Below are 18786 nucleotides of genomic sequence, written 5' to 3' on the forward strand. Positions count from 1 at the left end.
TAGCTTATCTCAATGGCTAGGGGCATCTCTGTATTTACTGGCTCACCTTCCGCACTGGGTAGCTCTGTTTCATGCATCAGGTGGCTCTAATCTCCGCTCAAGTGGCTCTATTTATCCGCAATACTCATGTCTACAATAACATAATGATTCCACTATTATATTCTTCAAAATTTAAAAGAAAAGATAGAAAAAATAGAATTAATGAAGTTGCAATTGCACTTGAAATTCATGACATTTTAAACAAAAAAGTTAAATTACTTTCTGGTGGAGAGAGACAGAGGGTATCTATAGCTAGAGCTGTTATAAACGATCCAGAAGTTATAATCTGTGACGAACCAACCAATGCATTGAACCCAAGATTAAAAAGAAAAATAATAGAATATATTGAAGAGGTATCTGAAGGAAAACTACTAATAATCGTATCTCATGAACCATCGTTATTTAGCAAGGATTCCTATTCATTTCTTGAATTAAAGAATGGCCAATTATTTTCAGATAAATAAATTATGGAAAAATCGTCATAATCGATTCTTTTGATGGTAATTTGAAAGAATATGAAGGCCGGTAAGGATAAGGCTAGGCAGGGGATTAGTTTAATGAATGTACAACAGATGATAACGGAGTCTGGAGGCAAAATGATATACGCAACAGATAATCAAATCTTTCGGGTGACAGTCTTATTAAAGAAAGAAGGCTAAGATTTATGGAACAAATTACGGAAGCCTTAAGTCGATTATTAGTAGACAAAGGTCATATTGAAAGCAAAGATTTCTACCGTGTTTCTTTTGCGTTAGAAGTAGTGTTTAGTAATGTTATATCATTTTTGGTTGTGGTAATTTTGGGAATCTTATTGAATGCTGTCATTGAACTCATTGGATTTATCATAGTATTTATTGGATTTCGGCTGATGAATGATCGTTACCATGCCAAAACCTTTTGGCGTTGCTTATGGATGACAACTGCTACATTCTTAGGACCGGTGTCCTTGTCGAGAATACTTCCGATGGCTTATGTTGTACACTTTGTGAGTCTAGCTCTGCTATTTAATGGTTGGTGATTATTCAAGTTTAAGTATTTAGTATCTGAGCAATTTCTATTTATAATGGGGGGCTTGAATTTTTGTATAATGGGACTTGCTGTCATTTATCCCCATTCCCTAGAAACTTATTTCATCACATTGACTATTGTCATTGTGGGGGCATCAACTATGTCCAAGTCCTAATAATTGCACGTTTTACATTTAGAACGACACATTTTACAGTGCTCCTTCAATAATGTTTTATTTGAGATAAAATAGAATCGGAAGGAGGGTGGAAGACATTGAAAAAACTGATTCAAGTATTATTACAACTTTCAGATAAGGCAGAGAGTTTATCTCAATGGTCATTTTATAAACCGAAGTTGAAAAAGTTTGAGGACAACACATATAATTGAATTTCTTAAGTGTTTTATGGTTAAAAAGTGAGAGTATTTGGTAAAGATAGGCACTCTGTTAGTCTTGATTAGTCATATTATAACAACAAGGTAAGTTAATGGTTGTCATGGTACATGGAAAAGAAAGATTAATGAAAGAAGAATATTCCGTATTAATCAACAAATGCAACAACGATGTATTCAGAATACTTAACTTGAATAACACAACGGACAACAAAACATACAATTATTAAATTTCTACTAAAAAAAATTAAGGAGTAAAGTGATATGAAAAGAATCAATAAAGTGTTTTTAGTAGCTGTCTTTGGTCTAGCAGTATCTTTAGGAACTGCAAACGTTTATGCTGCAACTGTTAACGTTGATGGTGGCACTTGGGATTATGGTTACACCAGACCTATCAATGCATACTCTAAATATTATCATTCCTACAATAATCACGGTTCTAAAGTCGTCAATGTCAATAATGGAATTACTGCAATAAGTAATGCTGAAGCGGGCATCTGGTCTAATGCTGTAATAGGAACTATATGGGATCCTGCAACATTCTATTATAACCCTACTGGATATTACTAAGTTTAAATTGTGATTAATGTAAGGGAGGGAAACCTCCTTTACTAAATTTACACTTCTAATCAAATTAATTAAATTATTATTCATCTAGGTCCTTTAAAAATTTGCCCTTGGTATCTGGAAAAAAAGCTTGAAATGTCCAACATCTATATCTATAAATTGGTGTTCCAGAACGTTTTAGAAGATGAGGTTTAGTTTATTTTTATTCCCAACACATCAATGTATTAATTAGGGGTATAGGCTCTTAAATTAATATTATTTTTTGGGGTTAAGGAAAATTTGAGTACACATTGATATTTCCTATTATTTGTCTGGACTAGCATTACATTGAATGGAAATCACATTGAGCGAAATAGAGGGGATTAAATGTACAATAAATTAAAGATGTCACTAGCCATTACTACTATTTTGTTTATAGCGTTTATAGGCTTTGTTTTTATTAAGAACAATCAAAGTGAAATGTTTAGTGGATACAAAGAAGTTGTTTATATTGTTCAATCCACAGTCAATATCAATGATCAATTAGAACAAATCGCTTTAGAAAGTGACAGTGTCTTAGCCAGAAGAATTATTGCTTCAACAGATAACTTAACTGGTGAACTTCAAAATACGTATGTTCCTATTGGCGCAGATAATTTGCCAGATAAGTTACCTTTACAAACTGATGAAGAAACCATAGAAAATAGTCCTTATAATACATTATATGTCGTTGCAAAAGGTAAATTAACTGGTCAAATCCTTGCAGATAAACTAAATGCTGCAGGTAATAAAGTCTCTGTTTTTCCCACAAACTACAGATTGGTTCTTTTACGCGTGATGTTTGCAATGCCCCAAGCTATTATGATAGTTATAGTCTTATTAATCGCATTTTCTTCATTGATATTAGCAGAGTATATATCTACGATTAAATCCATTGGTATCCGTCGCCTTGCAGGTGAAGGAAAACATCAAATCGCTCTACGTTCCACTTTTAAAGATAGTAAGTTCTTGCTTTTTTACACTACACTAATTATTTTCTTTGTTATTACCCTACTCATTGGATATAAGCTATTTTCAGTTGAGGGATTATTGATTATAATACTCCCTATATTGATATGGCTATCTTTGCTCTTAATGATAAACATTTTCTTATCAAACATTTTTTATTACATTTTACAAAGCCAACCAATAATATTATCTATTAAAGGTAAGGCTCCTTTATATTCCATTATTTTTATAGTGTTTATAGTGCAGCTTTTAACACTATTTTCTTTAATGTATTCAATTCATGGATTAATTAATGTGAATAATGATCTGTCTCTTTTGAAGAAGGGGCACAACGAATGGTCTAAACATACAGATTTATTTCAAATGTCTTCTATTGACAACGGAAATTCAGTAACGAAAAATCAACTAATAGATTTCTATGATGAATTACAAGATTTAGTCGATATGGTTGTTATTAATACAAATGTGGATAATATAATCCTATCAAATAACCCTCAGAAAGATATTTATGAACCTAATGCTTATCAAACAGAAAATGTTTTATATGTTAATCAAAATTTTATTAATCATGCCGATATTCAGCTATCCACAGAAACATTGGATATGCTTTCTAAACTCAAACCCTATGATAGTCTCATTTTAATACCTCAATCTCAGCAAAAGGATTATGAGTTATTAAAAGAGAAATGGTCAAATCGTATACAATCAAGTTCTGAAGATGCAATGGAATATGTTGGGGTAGAAAGTAGTGTGCCTCCTACGATAATAACTGATCTGTATGAAGGTGGTACAGAAATATTTATTTATCCAATTTTTAATGAAGGCGGCCAACTATTGTCCAGTAATAGTTTTGTTCATCATCCGATTATAGTAGTTGGTAATTTATATTCAGGCCTAAGAATGTTACCTGATGCATGGAACATCAGAGTAACAGAACCTGATAAAGTCATTACTTTAATAAAAGAAAAAAAGTTAACTCATGCTTTTGGCTCTTTAACAAATGGTTATTATTCTATTAATGAAAAAATTAATCTTACGAAAGAAAGACAAAATATTTTGCTAATTTCAACAGGAATAAATATTATTTGTTCAATACTATTGTTAATTTTGTTAAACACAGTCTATTTTTATCAAGGTCGAAAAGCGTTTTTCATCGAGAGATTAGCCGGGAAAAACTATGCGACAATCCACAAGTTTTACTTGATAATTGTATTCTCATGTGTATCAGTCATTACGTTAATTTGTGCTCTAATAAAAATAAATTATTTAATTACGATAACGCCTCCTATTTACATGCTATTAGTTATGATTTTATTTTTAATTCAGTTAAAAAGAGAGCGGAAAACAAATATTCAATATTTGAAAGGAGAATAGTATGATTGAACTTGAAAATATCAGTAAAGCTTTTCTTGATAAAACTTTATTTAATAACTTTAGTTATACGTTTGTTTCAGGACAATCTTATGCTTTGATTGGGCCATCTGGTTGCGGTAAATCAACATTGCTAAATATTATCGGTAAACTTGAAATGGTTGATCAGGGGAAGGTTGTAGTTAATGATTCACTACTAACTCAAATCAAAGAAAAAGATTACTTTAAGTCCTATATAAGTTACTTATTTCAGAATTATGGATTGATAGAGAACAAAACAATAAAAGACAATCTTGAATTATCTTTTATTGGGAAAAATTTAACCTCAAGAGAAAAGCAAATAAAAGTAGAGGAATCGTTAAAACAGGTTAACTTGAACTTAAATACTAACAGAAAAGTATTTACATTATCTGGGGGAGAGTCTCAGCGCGTTGCCATCGCTAAAACTATTTTGAAAGATACTCCGATAATTTTAGCTGATGAGCCCACAGCTTCTTTAGATGAAAAAAACAGTACTGAGATTATGGACTTAATACTAAGTTTACAACAAAATAAATTAATTATTATTGCGACACATGATCCCGCTGTTTTCAATAGAGTAGATCATGTTATCGCCCTATAGGAAGAAGGTTAAATATGAAATTGAAATTTGGACTAACTAACATATTCTTGCAAATCTGTATTTTTTGTATCGCTCTTTTTACTATGCTGACTCAATTTTCTATTATGCGACAACCTATAAAACTATTTATACAAACTATTTGTATCCTGAGCATGTTTTCTTTAATTATCAACATATATAATTACGTGAAAGAAGAAAAAGAATAGCACCAAATTTTATCCTATTCGCAGTTATAGAACAAGTTTGCTTAAATTGATAACTAGTGTTGCATAAAATTTTTGAAACCTTTATTTACCAAACTTTGAAGGATTCCTATTTTTTAAGTTATAAGCCACGTAATTGTGCATTACATCACTGTTTTATCGCTTTAAATACTGATAATAGACTTTGGATGACTTATCCAAGGCTACTAAAAAGGAGTCCTAGATGGATGCGTCTAACAAAAAATCTATCCTAACGCATGCATTGATTTTAGAACACTAATTGCTAAGGCTAAGACTGCTTGTTCAAGAATTTACTTCATGCTGTATAATCAGGGCGATTGCAGGTGAAACCACCTAATTAATTCCTGATGATCAAACGATTCTATTAGACAAGTATGACGTTGATCCTGTTCAAAATGACCACGCTCACAACTTTTCTGTAGCACCTGCTTTAACGGATAGTTGCCACAGCAGGTGACATAAAAGGGTAATACGACAACCTTTAACACCCTTGACGAAAAGATATTTTAGTTCCAAGTACAGCTGGAACCAAAACTACGAAGTGATCTATAAACGTAAAGCATTCAAATGGAAGGAGATTTCAATGTGACCTATGAAGAACTATTCAGTCATAAATTATCTGAAGTAGACATCCAAACATTTCGTGAATTACTATTAATAGAAGAGCAAGCTTTCAGATTTTCATTCTATTCAAATGGTCATTCCAATGCACATAAAACAAACTCCCAACACTATTTTGCCATCGATGTCACGTCAGAAGCAATCACATAGGAACATTATGAAGTCGTTGGAGAAGTTTTAGAAAATTGTGAAATGAACTTAGTCCATATGTATGTCATGATGAAGTAAGACCTAAGAGAAAACTCACTCAATATACAACCCAATTTCCTCTGTGGATTAGGTTGTATTTTTGTATAAACAAATAGGGTAATGCAGTAACGCATTTAGGACGTAATTACTATCTGTAGCAATAAAAATAGCTCCTTCATACGTCGACGTACCTAATAACGTACGTTATTATAATAATTTAAGAAGTGGTGTTCAAATGGAAGTTTTTAATCCAACCAATGCACGAAAGAACTTGAATCAAATTATTAAAGATGTTGTCTCGAATAGTCAGCCAGTGGAGATTGCTAGTATGAGGAATGAATCCGAAAGTGTCATTGTCGTTAGTAAGAAAGATTGGAATGCTATTCAAGAAACACTTTATCTCCAACAAACAGGCGTTCTAGATGTGATTGAACATCATGAATGAATATTGCCACCAAATAGTTCCAGCTCTGCCTTTTTTAGACCCAATATTGCCTTAAATAGACCCAGCTCTGCCATTAGAGACCCACTATATCGATAACCTCTTGTATACTATTATTTAAGTACCTTAAACGGTATGAAAATAATAATACAGGAGGTTATTTGTAGTGGAATATCGAAAAATTTTGGAACACTACTTCAATGGTATGTCCCAAAGAACGATTCAAGTTGAAGTCAATAGTTCACGTAATACAATTCGTGAAATTGTCAATCGAGCTAAAATGAGAGCGTTATCAGAGTTGACAGATGAGATGACGGATCAATGGCTCGAGGAATTTCTATTTCCTGAGAAATTGCCGGAGTCAAAAGGTTATATGACAGAGGATTGGGAGTATGTCCATAAAGAGCTCGGCAAAAAACATATGACATTAAGCTTATTACATAAAGAATATTGTCAAAAGGCAGAGGCTCAACAAAGCATTCCTTATGCTTATAGAACCTATTGCCGGCATTACAATCAATATGCGCATAAATATAAAGTAACGATGCCCATCAAACGAAAACCTGGTGAAAGTATGGAGGTAGACTGGGCAGGATCTACGCTTAAACTCATTGATCGAACCACAGGTGAAGATATAAAAGTCTATGTATTTGTCGCCACATTGCCTTACAGTCAGCTTAATTACTGTGAAGGATTTCTTGATATGACATCTGTTAACTGGTTGACAGGCCATATTCATGCGTTTAATTACTTTCAAGGTGTCACAGAACTACTTGTCCCCGATAACTTACGAACTGGCGTGACAAAGTCCGATTATGCGGAACCTTTACTCAATGAGGCTTATCGTGAGCTAGCAGATTATTATCAAACCGCTATCGTACCGACTCGCGTTCGCAAAGCTAAAGATAAAGCGAGTGTGGAAGGAGCCGTTGGATTTATTAGCCGACAAATTATCGCTGCATTAAGAAATACCCAGTGTTTTTACTTAGATGAACTCAATCAGTTAATTTGGCAAAAGTTAGAAACCTTGAATAATGAAGCTTTTCAAAAGAAATCAGGTTCACGTCGTAGTGTATTTGAAGAAGAAGAGGCTTCTTACTTAACTCCAGTCCGTCAACCTAAATTTCAATTAACAGATTGGCGTGTCGCCAAAGTTGCTTTGAACTACCACATTCAAATCGATCGCAACTATTACTCTGTTCCCTATGAATACGTTCAATGTCAAGTCGAAGTTCGCATAACACAGAACCTAATTGAAGTTTACATGAATCAATCCCGAATTGCATCTCATAAACGTATTCACTTACAAGTAGGTCAGTATAGTACCCTAGTTGATCATATGCCGGATTCACACCGTCATTATGCAGAAAATACGCTGGAAAATGTAAAGCAATGGTCTCATACTATAGGGCCGTATACGGAAGGAGTAATCGATTTAATCATTGAGCAACATGTTGAGAAGCAAGCGCTAAGAATCATCAGTGGGATTCAAAAATTGGAAGATAAATACGGTGTAAATCTCATTGAAGATACCAGTGAAATTCTAATGAGTATCACCTCACAGCCAACTCTCTCCACCTTTAAAACAACTCTGAAACGACAACACCAAAAGAACGTAAAAAAACAAACACATTCTAGTCAAGAAACAGATAATAATCACGGCTTTACACGTGGTGCAGATTACTTTGGGAGGTCCAGAAAATGAGAAATGACTATACATTAGATAAACTAACCGCTATGCGCTTAAGTGGTATGTATGAAGCTTATGAGCAGCAATCAAATAATAAAGACATCCATTCCTTATCGTTTGAGGAACGTTTTAGCTTGTTGGTGGATGCGGAATACGCTCGCCGCCAAACAAATAAACTCTCTCGATTAATCAATCAAGCAACCTTTAGTAATTCTGAAGCCTGTATGGAAGACATTGAATATTACCCAGATCGTCATCTTGATAAAGAGCTTATGATTCGCTTATCTACTGGAAAGTATCTAGAGGATGGGATCAATATCATCCTCATGGGTGCATCTGGTAATGGAAAGACGTGGATCGCCAATGCTTTAGGTAATCAAGCCTGTCGCCAATTTAGACGGGTTAAATACATCCGTTTGCCTGAACTTATTGATCAGTTAAAACTGGCTAAATATGAAGCAGATGGAAGTTATCGCAAATTCATTACGAAGTATCGTAAGTTTGATTTATTAATTATAGATGAATGGCTGTTGACCAATTTATCTCAAGAAGATTCTTTGCATATTTTAGAAATACTGGAAGCACGATTAAATAAGGTTTCCACTATTTTTTGTTCACAGTTTGCCCCAGAAGGATGGCATTCTAAAATTGAAAATCCACAACTCGCTGACGCAATCTTAGACCGAATTATTCATAACTCCTTTAAAATATTACTCGATGGTGAAATCTCTATGCGAGAACGTCATGGTTTAGTCCCATAGAATTAATGAAAGATTGGTCCAATCATTGGATCAATCTTTTTATTTTTCGCTGGACCTTATATGGCACTCCTGGGTCTATTTGAGGCTTAACTGGGTCTAAAATTGGCAAGGGTGGATCTATTTAAAGGCAATATTCATCATGAAGATGAAGAAGCTGAAGTTTTGGGTTAGATTGATTGGGTTATATTATAAAAATAAAGAAGAATGCTCGTAAAGATTTGCCAAAATTAAAGACAGTGAAACTGACTGATAAGTTCGATAAACTAATCAGAATCATTACGAGTAATCCTTATCAAAGTCCACCACATTATGAAAAATTAGTAGGATTACCATACTAGTCAAGACGATCAACATCGTCTTACATGACGAGTTTAATGAACTCAAGATTCATTCTGTTTGGTCAAATTGCGAATGAGATAACTTAAAATGATTCGATTCAATTCACTTAATTGAATTGAATCGAATCAAAAACGTCCTTGAATGATAACACGTGTAATTATAGACATATGTGAAAAGTTTACCAGATCTTACTATAATTAGATGAGCCAGTGAAATCCAACTGGTGGTATCGCAAGATTATCTACTAAGCTGTAAAACATACATGTAGAGATCTTTGCTATCGCAAAAACACTTGATTCAAATCTTTCAAGTTGAGTAAAGGCTAAAAATATTACATGGATTCTATTATAATGGATTTAAATGAATGGGATGAATCATATTAATCAGGCTGATAATTTATCGTTCTTATCAAATAATTTTGTCAATGAGCCAAATATGCATACAGGTGAATTCCCACTTAAAAATAACATAATATATATTATGTAAACCCAGATTGAAATAAAAGAATTAATCGTTATAATCTAAGCAGTTTCATTATTTATGGTTCACTCTACTTTTCTTCTATCACAAGTGTTTCTTAAACTGCTCTTTCGAGTTTGGTGTTGCAACTCGAAATCTTTTCGCACGTAAGTGATTATATTCGGTACATATATTTAAGCGTCTAGACCTTATTTGAGTTCTCAATGATACTTATCGCATAAACCGTGATGCTGATATAATTATCGGTCATGGCTAATTTAACCTACTCTACTGAGTACCTCAAAATATTGCTGTAACCATATTTACTTTTTGAAGTACACTTTAATGAATAAAAACACCTTCAAAAATGAAAATGAAAGTGTTTTATCTTTATTATATAGATTCAGTTTTTTAGGAAACAATTCTATTATTAATGTAACGTGTTATTGCTCAATTCAATAGTAATTGCATAAACACCTTTTACTAATTCAAGAAAATGACTATCAGGATCATTATAATTGAACGTATTCAAATGATTTATATCAAACATTTCACCATTGTGCACTAAAAAAAGTGGTGCAATCACATTCTTGGTATTTAATTCAAGAGAATCAATTTGCTCAATAAAAGGCCCTGTTAAAGAATAAGAATCATCGAGTGATATCTTAATCTCATCAGGATAAAGTATAGATTCGAATCCGAATTTATCTGTACGTTCTTCTGGATCCACACTGTAGAAACTAATTTGTATAGGATGGCTTATGTCAATCACTAATTGAGATTTATTTGACGTGATTTCCTGTTTAGCAATAACTTCAGAATCCCATTCACCTGAAGTATTCAGCCGCTCAAAATAAATTGTAGCGGTAACCGGTACCTCGTCCAATTCAATCGTATAAAAAATCGGTTTATTTTTGACAAAATCTAAAACGAAGCGTTGATCTTGATTTAATTCAGTCTGTTTTAATTGACTCTCCGCAGAAACATTTACGATAGCATTAGATAATGAAAATAAGATAAATAATAAAGAAATTGAGAAAAAAATTCTTTTTTTCATAAAAGGATCCTCCTTAAATAACTAATTCTTGTATCACCTTTTTTATTAAAATCTTTATGTATCTATTATATAATAAAAACATAGCTCATGAAAGAGGTTTCAAAAATGTTCAAAAAGATTTATTTCATCTTGACTTTAATCACACTCTCTTCTATGTTTTGTTTAACAAGTGCATATGCTGCAGAAGATAATTACGCAATTTTAATGAATGATAAAGGTGAAGGTTACCAAGTAATTATAAATCAAGATAATATTTTTAGAACAAGTTCTGAAGATGGAAGTTTATCTCAAACGGTTACGGTTGATCTGTCTAACGATAATTTAATACCATTGTCTGCAGGAAAGTATGAAACAGCATGGGATTCAACTGGTGGCATATTTGCACGAACGGACATCAACCTTGACACGAAATCTTTTCAAGGTCTAACTCTCTATCGAGTAAACTCAGTTTCTGGTTACTGGACTTTTTATGACAGCTCATTAACAGTTTCTAATCCTTATCTTCTAATTAAAACTGTGGGTCCAAGTGACGTAGGCGCAGCCAATGAACAAGTTGTATATTATCCAAGTAATAACTTTACTAGATATTCTGGTTTTTCAAAATACGCTTTACCTTCTAGCTACTCAAGTATAGGAGCGTATTTTTCTTTAAGTATCTCAAGGTCTGGAACTAATTGGACACTTTCGTTACCAAATTATTATTAATTCAACTCCAATATATCTAATATGCATATAGCGTTCCAATAAGACCATAAAAACGCAATTTCCTGAGCCAGGCAAATCGCGTTTTCTTGAACCGGTCTAGTCGGAAGTTGCTGAACCAGTCTTCATTCTTAAAGAATCACCTGAAATTTACAGATGATAAGAATTCGAGATGGCACGGTCAAGAATGGCATCAGCAATCGCACCGCCTCCTAATTTCTTATGCCATTCTCCCGTTTCCATTTGAGAAGAAATAATGAGGGAACGATCTCGACTTCTTAATTCAAAGATTTCCATTAAGTATTTCTGTTCATCTTGGGTTGTAGGAGTCAAAAGAAAATCATCAATGACTAATACATCTAGTTTCGCTATTTTCTTTAGATAGTTGGTAAGTTTATCCTCTAAATCAGCTTGAACCATCTCAGTGAGTAAATCATACATTCTCATATACCTTGCGGTATATCCTTCTTCTATTACATATCGACATAATGCATTCGTTATGTAGGACTTTCCGGTGCCGGTGGCACCTTGGATAATGATATTTCGATGATTCGTTATAAACTGGCTGGTCATCAGTTGATCAATGGTATCTTTATTCAGCTTTCTACTAGGTGAGTAGTCAATTTCTTGAACGTGAGCTTGGGGTTGGGAGAGTTTGGCTTGTTTTAAGTGACGTTGAATGGTGTTGTGTCTTCGTGATTGATATTCATCAATTACAATTTCTTCAAGGATATCCAACGTTGAGCGTTTATTACTGAGTGGGTCACTATACAAATCAATTAACCGATCAGCCATAATGGGTAGTCGCATTTGTCTTAGGTATTGGGTTAATTCATTAATTCTTTCGGTTGAATTGGTCATAATAGTCCGCTCCTCTTAGGTATGATTGTTCATTTTGGGTAGAAGTGTTAGAATCTGATTGCGTAATGGAACTTTCTATCAGCTGTTTTATTAATTTAAAATTGGGGTGAGTAGATCGTTCAAGAGCATAATGGCAGGCTTTATCTAGTCTTTGGTCGGAATAGGTGTCTGCCATTTTTAATATTGCGTGAACTCTTCGGTAATACTGTTGTTCAGGACCTTGATCAAACATTCTGGAGATTACAATATGGACATTTGGGCCAATACGACGCGCCCATTCTAAATACCTTGTGCTGTTCCATTTGCCAAAATGTTTACTTTCTTCGGGCAAGTGATCTTCATTCGTAGAGTATGCGCCAGGTCGGGTACCTACGGTCGCGTGTTCACATAAGAGCTGTTGATTGTGATAAATTTTAACGGAAGTTGAATAAATCTTAAGCGTTACTTTTTCACCAATATACTGATAGGGTACAGAATAATAGTGCTTATTTAATGTAATATGGCTATTTGTATACACTTTCGCTTCTTTAAATTCACACACTTCATACGAATAAGTTGGTAATTCTTTGAGTGCTTCTTGTTCAAATTCTTTAAACATTTGAAGACGACTTCCTTCTTTCTTCTGAAAAGGTTTGGCATTAAATTCATCAAGAAGTTTGAGCAGGTATTGGTTGTATTCATCAATACTAAAGCATTGGTAGTTGCGCATACGAGCAATTATATGCGTTGTAAGATGCTTAACATGGTTTTCAACAGCAGCTTTGTCCTTCGGACGTGCAACCCGTGTAGGAACAATAATTGTCTGATAGTGGTTCGCCATATCCTCATAGGTTGGATTTAAGAGCAACTGTGTCTTTGTATTCTTGGTTACACCAGTTCGAAGATTGTCAGGTGTTAATAAGGTGGGAACCCCTTGAAAATACTCAAACATATTAATATGGGCTTCAATCCACCTTGGCATCTTTTGATCGATACAAGCTTGGGCATAGGTATAACCGCTAAAAGGTAAAGTCCCGATAAATAATTCACCTTTGATAATTTCACCCGTCATGGGATCAATCCATTGCGGGCGTTTACCCGTCCAGTCCACTTGGACTTGTTCTCCCGCTTTATGATGAAGTACATGACTAAAACTATTCTTATAAAGATAGTCATTAAAGTGCTTCTTAAATTGGGTTAATTTATAGTAGATTTTATTATTTAATCGACATTCCTGGGCGTATTCTTCCCAAAGAAGCTGCATCGTAACACCTGGTTTAGCAAGTTCTTTCGCCAACTGCTTGTAATCCGGCATTACATAGTAAGAGACAGGTTGATCCTTTTTGTCTTTATCCGGTTTGAACATATTCTCTAATTCTTCACTGGACCATTGAGCAATTTCTTCGTACGACAACTCCTTTTCTTGTGCGATATTGACGGTTCTAGTGACTGTGTTTCGGCCAGAAGAGACTAGTTTAGCGATTTGTCTTAAGCTAAATCCAGCCTCATGTAGCCGTAGCATTTCTACATAATTGGGCATTATTGCCACCTCCTTAGTATTTTGTGAGTTTCACTCACGAGTTAGTTATACCATGGTGGCAATAAAAAAGAACCACAAAGTGGTTCAGAAGTACTGATTTATCTGGACTCAGCAGGAGCGATTTAGGTGGCTCAATTATGTCCGACGAAGTGGCTCTTTAAGACCGATATATCCACTTTTTGAAACATCGACTTCACATCTTTCTTTGTAATATACCTTCTTGATAAAATATAGCATATTTTACGCTGATTTCAAAAAGAGAACTCAAAAAAACACTCCTATTAAAGGAATGTTTTAGTTTGGCGTTACAACTGATATGAAATAAATGTTATCATTGAAATTCAGCTAGTTTATGAATGGTTTCTTGAATGTCTCTTAACTCCTGAATTAATGCATCATATGAATCATTAATTAACTGAGTTGTTGAAACAACGGAGATTGTATAAACCAACTGTTCGTCCCTAAAAATTGGAACAGCAATACTAGCATAGCCATCTCCAAGCTCATCTCGTTCAATTGAAACATTATTTTTTGTAACATCTTTTAGTTGTTTTTTTAAAATATTGGGATCTGTAATTGTACCTTGTCCATATTTTTCCCATCGTACCTTACTTAAAACTTGATTTAAATGGGTTTCGGATAAATGCGCTAGAATTAACTTTCCAGAAGCGGACGCCGTTAGTGGAAAATCTGTTTGGTTATGAATGCTGAGCATATAACGCGAACGACTAGGTTTACGTTCAATTAAAGTGGTAATACTCAAATTTTCAACACTATGAAATCGAGTAGAAACAAAATACTGATCTGCTATACGCTGTAAATCACCACGAATCATTTCAATAATTTTTTCCGTATAATCATACTGTGCTATCTCAACTTTTTCTAAAAAGATTGACCCTAATCGATAATGTTTATCTTGTAAGTCGTACGATAAATAATTATAGTGCAGCATAGTTTGAACCAATCCACGTGTCGTATTAATATTTAAATCAACTTTTTCACTAATTTCATTTAATGTCAATTCTTTTACTTCTTCTGTAAAACAATCAATAATTAAAAATGCTCTTGCTAATGATTGTATAATTTTATAACTTCCAGACACTTTTATCCCTCTTTACTCTTGCTAAATTAACCTTGCCACAGAGCTGTTATACCACTTAATGACTGAATTCCTAAGTATAATGTAGCAACAGCTGCAATAACACCTAACACAGTTAACCATATAGGATGTTTGTAATCATCCCCTACGATATTTTTTCGGTTAGCTCCTATTAGTATTGTACCTAAAGTGAGAGGTAAAATTAAGCCATTTAATGATCCGGCTAAAATTAATAACATAACGGGTTGTCCAATAAAGGCATATACTATTGTTGAAAACACTATAAAACCTATAATAACTAAGTTATTATATTTTTCTAATAACGGATGAAATGTTTTCAAGAATGATGCACTTGTATAAGCCGCACCAATTACTGAAGAAATTCCTGCAGAAAAAAGAATGATCCCAAAAATAATTTCACCTGGACGACCTAAGGCAATTTCAAATCCTGACGCTGCTGGGTTACTAGGATCTAATCCAACGCCTGATGAAACAACACCTAAAAACACAAAGAATAGTAACAAACGCATTACACCAGAACCTAAAATAGCAAATGTTGCAGAATTCGAAGCAATTTTTGCATTTTTAACACCCGTAATTCCTGCATCAATTAATTTATGACCACCAGAGAATGAAATATACCCACCAACTGTACCTCCAACTAATGTAATTATAGGTAAAATCAGACTTTCAATATTTTGAGGTCTAATCATACTTTGCAATGCTTCTCCTACTGGTGGTTTTGTAACAACCGCTACATATAGCGCTAATATTAGCATTACTACACCAAGGATTTTAATAAATTGATCAACTAAAGATTGTCCGTTTTTTGAGATAAAAATAAGCATAGCAATAATTCCTGTTATAACAGCACCAATTGTGTAGTCTATACCGAAAATAGCATTTAAACCTAAACCTGATCCACCTACGTTACCAATATTAAATGCTAATCCACCTAATACAATAAAGAAACTAACAACATATCCTAATCCAGGTAAAACTTTATTCGATAAATCTTGTGCATACATTCCAGTTACAGATAATACACGCCATACGTTAACTTGAGCTGCAAATGCAATTACAATAGCTAACATAATAGCAAAAGCAAAATTAGCACCTAGTTGCTCTGTAAAATTTGCCGTTTGAGTTAAGAATCCAGGTCCAATTGCGGATGTAATCATTAAAAAGATACTTGTTAATAGATTACTTTTCAATTTTCTATTATCAGCTTCAGTTTCTAAAAGTGTTTTGTCATTATTCATTTTTGTTCCTCCAAATCAAGTTTTAAAATGTGTTAATCATAATATTATCTTCCTTTAGTCCTTTTATAATTTCACGAACAAAAATAAGGGCTTTTTCTCCATCTCCATGTACACAGATACTATCTGCTTGGATGGAAATATCTTTACCGTCAATACTGGTTACCTTTCCTTCTTTTACCATACGAATAACACGTTCAACTGCATGTTTAGTATCGGTTATCATGGCACCTTCTTTACGGCGATCAACTAATGTACCGTCAGATTCATAAGCTCTGTCAGCAAAAACTTCGTGTACAATATTTAAACCAATTGCTTCTCCTGCTTTGACTAAGTGGTTATTCGCTAATCCTACTAATTTTAAGTTAGGATTAAATTCTTTCACTGTTTGGGCGATGGTTTCAGCTAGTTCAATATCTTTAAATGTTTGGTTGTAAAGTGCGCCATGTGGTTTAACATGATTTAACGTTAAACCAACAGTCTTTGCTAATCCGTCTATTGCAGCTAATTGGTATAATAGAAATGCTCGAACTTCATCTTTCGACATATCCATGTAACGACGTCCAAACCCTTGTCGATCTGGATAACTGGGATGTGCTCCTAGACCTGTTGAGCCACTTTCTTTTATTTTTAAAAGTGTATCCATCATAACTAACGGATCGCCAGCATGAAAACCACAAGCTACATTAGCAGAAGAAATTAATGGAATAATTGCTGAATCATCTCCAATAGTATAATTCCCATAGCTTTCGCCTAAATCAGCATTTAAATCAACTTTATACATTAGTCTCCTCCTTCAATAATGTGATTATTTTTTAAAAAGTGAATATTGAGATCATTCGCCTGATATTTAGGATGATCCATAATATATGCTTGAAAATCTAAATTTGTTTCTACTGGTCCTATGACTGTTTCGCTAAGAACACGTCTCATTTTTGAAATAGCGGCTGATCGATTATGGCCATAGGTGATTATTTTCGCAATCATCGCATCGTAATGTGGTGATATTGTAAATCCATGATATAAATGTGTATCTATTCGCACATGATGCCCTTGACTGAAGTGCAGTAATTCTACTTTACCTGGTGAAGGCATAAAGTTATTTCTAGGATTTTCAGCATTTATTCGAACTTCGATTGCTACACCATTCATATGGATGTCGGATTGATTAACCGTTAAGCGTCCGTTAAAGGCTACTTCTAATTGTTGTTCCACAATATCAATGCCAGTAATCATCTCAGAAATAGTATGTTCTACTTGGATTCGTGTATTCATTTCCATGAAATAAAAAGCTTTTTCCTTTTCAACATATAAATATTCAACTGTACCAGCACTCTCATAATGTAAATTTGCCATTACTTTAGCCGTTAATTCTGTGATATAAGTCCTTGTAGAATCGTCTAATATAACTGCAGGTGCTTCTTCTATAATTTTCTGATTATGATTTTGAATGGAACAATCCCTTTCAAATAAATGAACGGCTTGTCCTTTTCCATCTCCCAAAATCTGTACTTCAATATGGCGAGCATCAGGAATAAAACGCTCAAGATAAACACGACTATCATTGAATGAACTCATTGCCTCTTTTCGAGCTTCATGAAATAATCGCTTAAATTCTTTTTCAGATTCAATTAAGCGCATTCCTTTACCGCCACCTCCAGAAACAGCTTTTACCACCACTGGATAACCGATTTCTTTGGCAATGATTAACCCTTCATTTGCATCTCTAATTGGGCCTTCGCTACCTGGTATAATCGGTAAACCATTTTTCCCAACAGTATCACGAGCTTTTGCTTTATTCCCCATAAGTCCAATTAATTTGCCGCTTGGTCCAATAAATTTAAAGCCTTCTTCTTCACATCGTTGAACAAACGTTTCATTTTCAGCTAAGAAACCATAACCCGGATGAATGGCATCTGCTTGGCTTATTTTAGCTGCGGACAAAATCCGTTCGATATTTAAATAACTTTCCGAACTACTTGCTGGACCAATACAGTAAGCTTCATCCGCTAAAGCAACATGTAAACTGTCTTTATCGTCTACACTATAAATGGCCACACTTTTCATATTTTTCTCTTTTAGCGTTCTAATAATTCGGACAGCAATTTCACCTCGGTTGGCGACAAGAACTTTTGGCACAATTACTCCTCCTCTGTTCTAAGCAGCATCAATACTTGATCGTACTCAACCGGCTCACCATTTGTGACTAAAATCTCCTCTATCACTCCTGAATGGTCTACACGAACCACATTAAATAACTTCATAATTTCGATTAGTCCAATTTGATCCCCGCTTGTTACTTTATCGCCTACTTTAACAAATGTATCTGTACTATCTTCATCCGGCTGAGTATAGAAAGTTCCAATTTGTGTTGAACGAATTTCAATTAGTTTTGAATCTTTGGGCACACTTTTCTCTAAGTTTGTTTCTGGAGAACTGCTCGATTCAACCACTTTATTTGAATAATTAGAATGAGCTTCTAATTCAATTTCTAAATCCCCATCTTTTACTTTTAAGCTTTTTAGATGATTATCTTTCATCAATTGGATTAATTCTTTTATATTATCCATTTTCATATTT

Annotated in this window: 18 protein-coding genes; 10 read left to right on the forward strand and 8 right to left on the reverse strand. The window is 33.9% G+C overall.

The window, feature by feature from the left end; all coding sequences use genetic code 11:
• Nucleotides 1–71 precede the first annotated feature (71 nt).
• The 9 genes from GF867_RS12150 to istB all read left to right on the forward strand — a co-directional run bounded on the left by GF867_RS12150 (nt 72) and on the right by istB (nt 8911).
• A complete protein-coding gene (locus GF867_RS12150) occupies nt 72–503 on the forward strand; it encodes an ATP-binding cassette domain-containing protein (RefSeq protein ID WP_153833363.1) in 432 nt (143 codons plus the stop codon).
• 200 nt (nt 504–703) lie between these two features.
• Nucleotides 704–1057, forward strand: coding sequence for an accessory gene regulator B family protein (locus GF867_RS12155; protein ID WP_153833364.1), 354 nt, complete (start codon nt 704–706; stop codon nt 1055–1057).
• Between the two features lie 644 nt (nt 1058–1701).
• Nucleotides 1702–2007: a lactococcin 972 family bacteriocin gene (locus tag GF867_RS12160; RefSeq protein ID WP_153833365.1), complete on the forward strand. Its 306-nt coding sequence runs from the start codon at nt 1702–1704 to the stop codon at nt 2005–2007.
• A 363-nt stretch (nt 2008–2370) separates the two neighbouring features.
• Complete coding sequence (locus tag GF867_RS12165) at nt 2371–4365, forward strand: DUF1430 domain-containing protein (RefSeq protein WP_153833366.1); 1995 nt, start codon at nt 2371–2373, stop codon at nt 4363–4365.
• 1 nt (nt 4366) lies between these two features.
• On the forward strand, nt 4367–4984 hold the full coding sequence (locus GF867_RS12170) for an ATP-binding cassette domain-containing protein (RefSeq protein ID WP_153833367.1): 618 nt from the start codon (nt 4367–4369) through the stop codon (nt 4982–4984).
• An 809-nt stretch (nt 4985–5793) separates the two neighbouring features.
• A complete protein-coding gene (locus tag GF867_RS12175) occupies nt 5794–5979 on the forward strand; it encodes a hypothetical protein (RefSeq protein WP_153833368.1) in 186 nt (61 codons plus the stop codon).
• A gap of 274 nt (nt 5980–6253) precedes the next feature.
• The gene (locus GF867_RS12180; RefSeq protein ID WP_153833369.1) at nt 6254–6463 is read left to right on the forward strand and encodes a type II toxin-antitoxin system Phd/YefM family antitoxin; all 210 of its coding nucleotides are present in this window, start codon (nt 6254–6256) and stop codon (nt 6461–6463) included.
• A 163-nt stretch (nt 6464–6626) separates the two neighbouring features.
• Nucleotides 6627–8165, forward strand: a complete 1539-nt coding sequence (gene istA / locus GF867_RS12185) for an IS21 family transposase (protein ID WP_216650299.1) — start codon at nt 6627–6629, stop codon at nt 8163–8165.
• Entirely contained in the window at nt 8162–8911 is a 750-nt protein-coding gene (gene istB / locus GF867_RS12190; protein ID WP_153833370.1) for an IS21-like element helper ATPase IstB, read from the forward strand. Before istA (GF867_RS12185) ends, istB begins: the two co-directional genes overlap by 4 nt.
• Before the next feature lie 1228 nt (nt 8912–10139).
• Here the strand turns inward: istB and GF867_RS12195 are convergent.
• Complete coding sequence (locus tag GF867_RS12195; protein ID WP_153833371.1) at nt 10140–10766, reverse strand: hypothetical protein; 627 nt, start codon at nt 10764–10766, stop codon at nt 10140–10142.
• A gap of 105 nt (nt 10767–10871) precedes the next feature.
• Here GF867_RS12195 and GF867_RS12200 point away from each other — a divergent pair, with 105 nt between their 5' ends.
• Nucleotides 10872–11471, forward strand: coding sequence for a hypothetical protein (locus GF867_RS12200; protein ID WP_153833372.1), 600 nt, complete (start codon nt 10872–10874; stop codon nt 11469–11471).
• Nucleotides 11472–11618: 147 nt separating this feature from the next.
• On the opposite strand, the gene GF867_RS12205 is transcribed toward GF867_RS12200, so the two are convergent.
• From GF867_RS12205 to GF867_RS12235, 7 genes are all read right to left on the reverse strand, one after another.
• Nucleotides 11619–12329, reverse strand: a complete 711-nt coding sequence (locus GF867_RS12205; RefSeq protein ID WP_153833373.1) for an ATP-binding protein — start codon at nt 12327–12329, stop codon at nt 11619–11621.
• Complete coding sequence (gene istA, locus GF867_RS12210) at nt 12304–13848, reverse strand: IS21 family transposase (protein WP_153833374.1); 1545 nt, start codon at nt 13846–13848, stop codon at nt 12304–12306. The genes GF867_RS12205 and istA (GF867_RS12210) overlap by 26 nt, the downstream gene beginning before the upstream one ends.
• 331 nt (nt 13849–14179) lie before the next feature.
• Complete coding sequence (locus tag GF867_RS14430) at nt 14180–14950, reverse strand: IclR family transcriptional regulator (protein ID WP_153833375.1); 771 nt, start codon at nt 14948–14950, stop codon at nt 14180–14182.
• A gap of 26 nt (nt 14951–14976) precedes the next feature.
• Nucleotides 14977–16209, reverse strand: a complete 1233-nt coding sequence (locus tag GF867_RS12220; protein WP_153833376.1) for an NRAMP family divalent metal transporter — start codon at nt 16207–16209, stop codon at nt 14977–14979.
• Between the two features lie 22 nt (nt 16210–16231).
• Complete coding sequence (locus tag GF867_RS12225; RefSeq protein WP_003143905.1) at nt 16232–16990, reverse strand: 5-oxoprolinase subunit PxpA; 759 nt, start codon at nt 16988–16990, stop codon at nt 16232–16234.
• Nucleotides 16990–18348 carry an acetyl-CoA carboxylase biotin carboxylase subunit gene (locus GF867_RS12230; protein ID WP_380706524.1) on the reverse strand — a complete coding sequence of 453 codons (1359 nt, stop codon included), beginning with the start codon at nt 18346–18348 and terminating at the stop codon, nt 16990–16992. Before GF867_RS12230 ends, GF867_RS12225 begins: the two co-directional genes overlap by 1 nt.
• Nucleotides 18348–18782 carry an acetyl-CoA carboxylase biotin carboxyl carrier protein gene (locus GF867_RS12235; RefSeq protein WP_153833377.1) on the reverse strand — a complete coding sequence of 145 codons (435 nt, stop codon included), beginning with the start codon at nt 18780–18782 and terminating at the stop codon, nt 18348–18350. Before GF867_RS12235 ends, GF867_RS12230 begins: the two co-directional genes overlap by 1 nt.
• Nucleotides 18783–18786: the final 4 nt, after the last annotated feature.

Source organism: Fundicoccus ignavus (genome assembly GCF_009659375.1).
Lineage (GTDB): Bacteria > Bacillota > Bacilli > Lactobacillales > Aerococcaceae > Fundicoccus > Fundicoccus ignavus.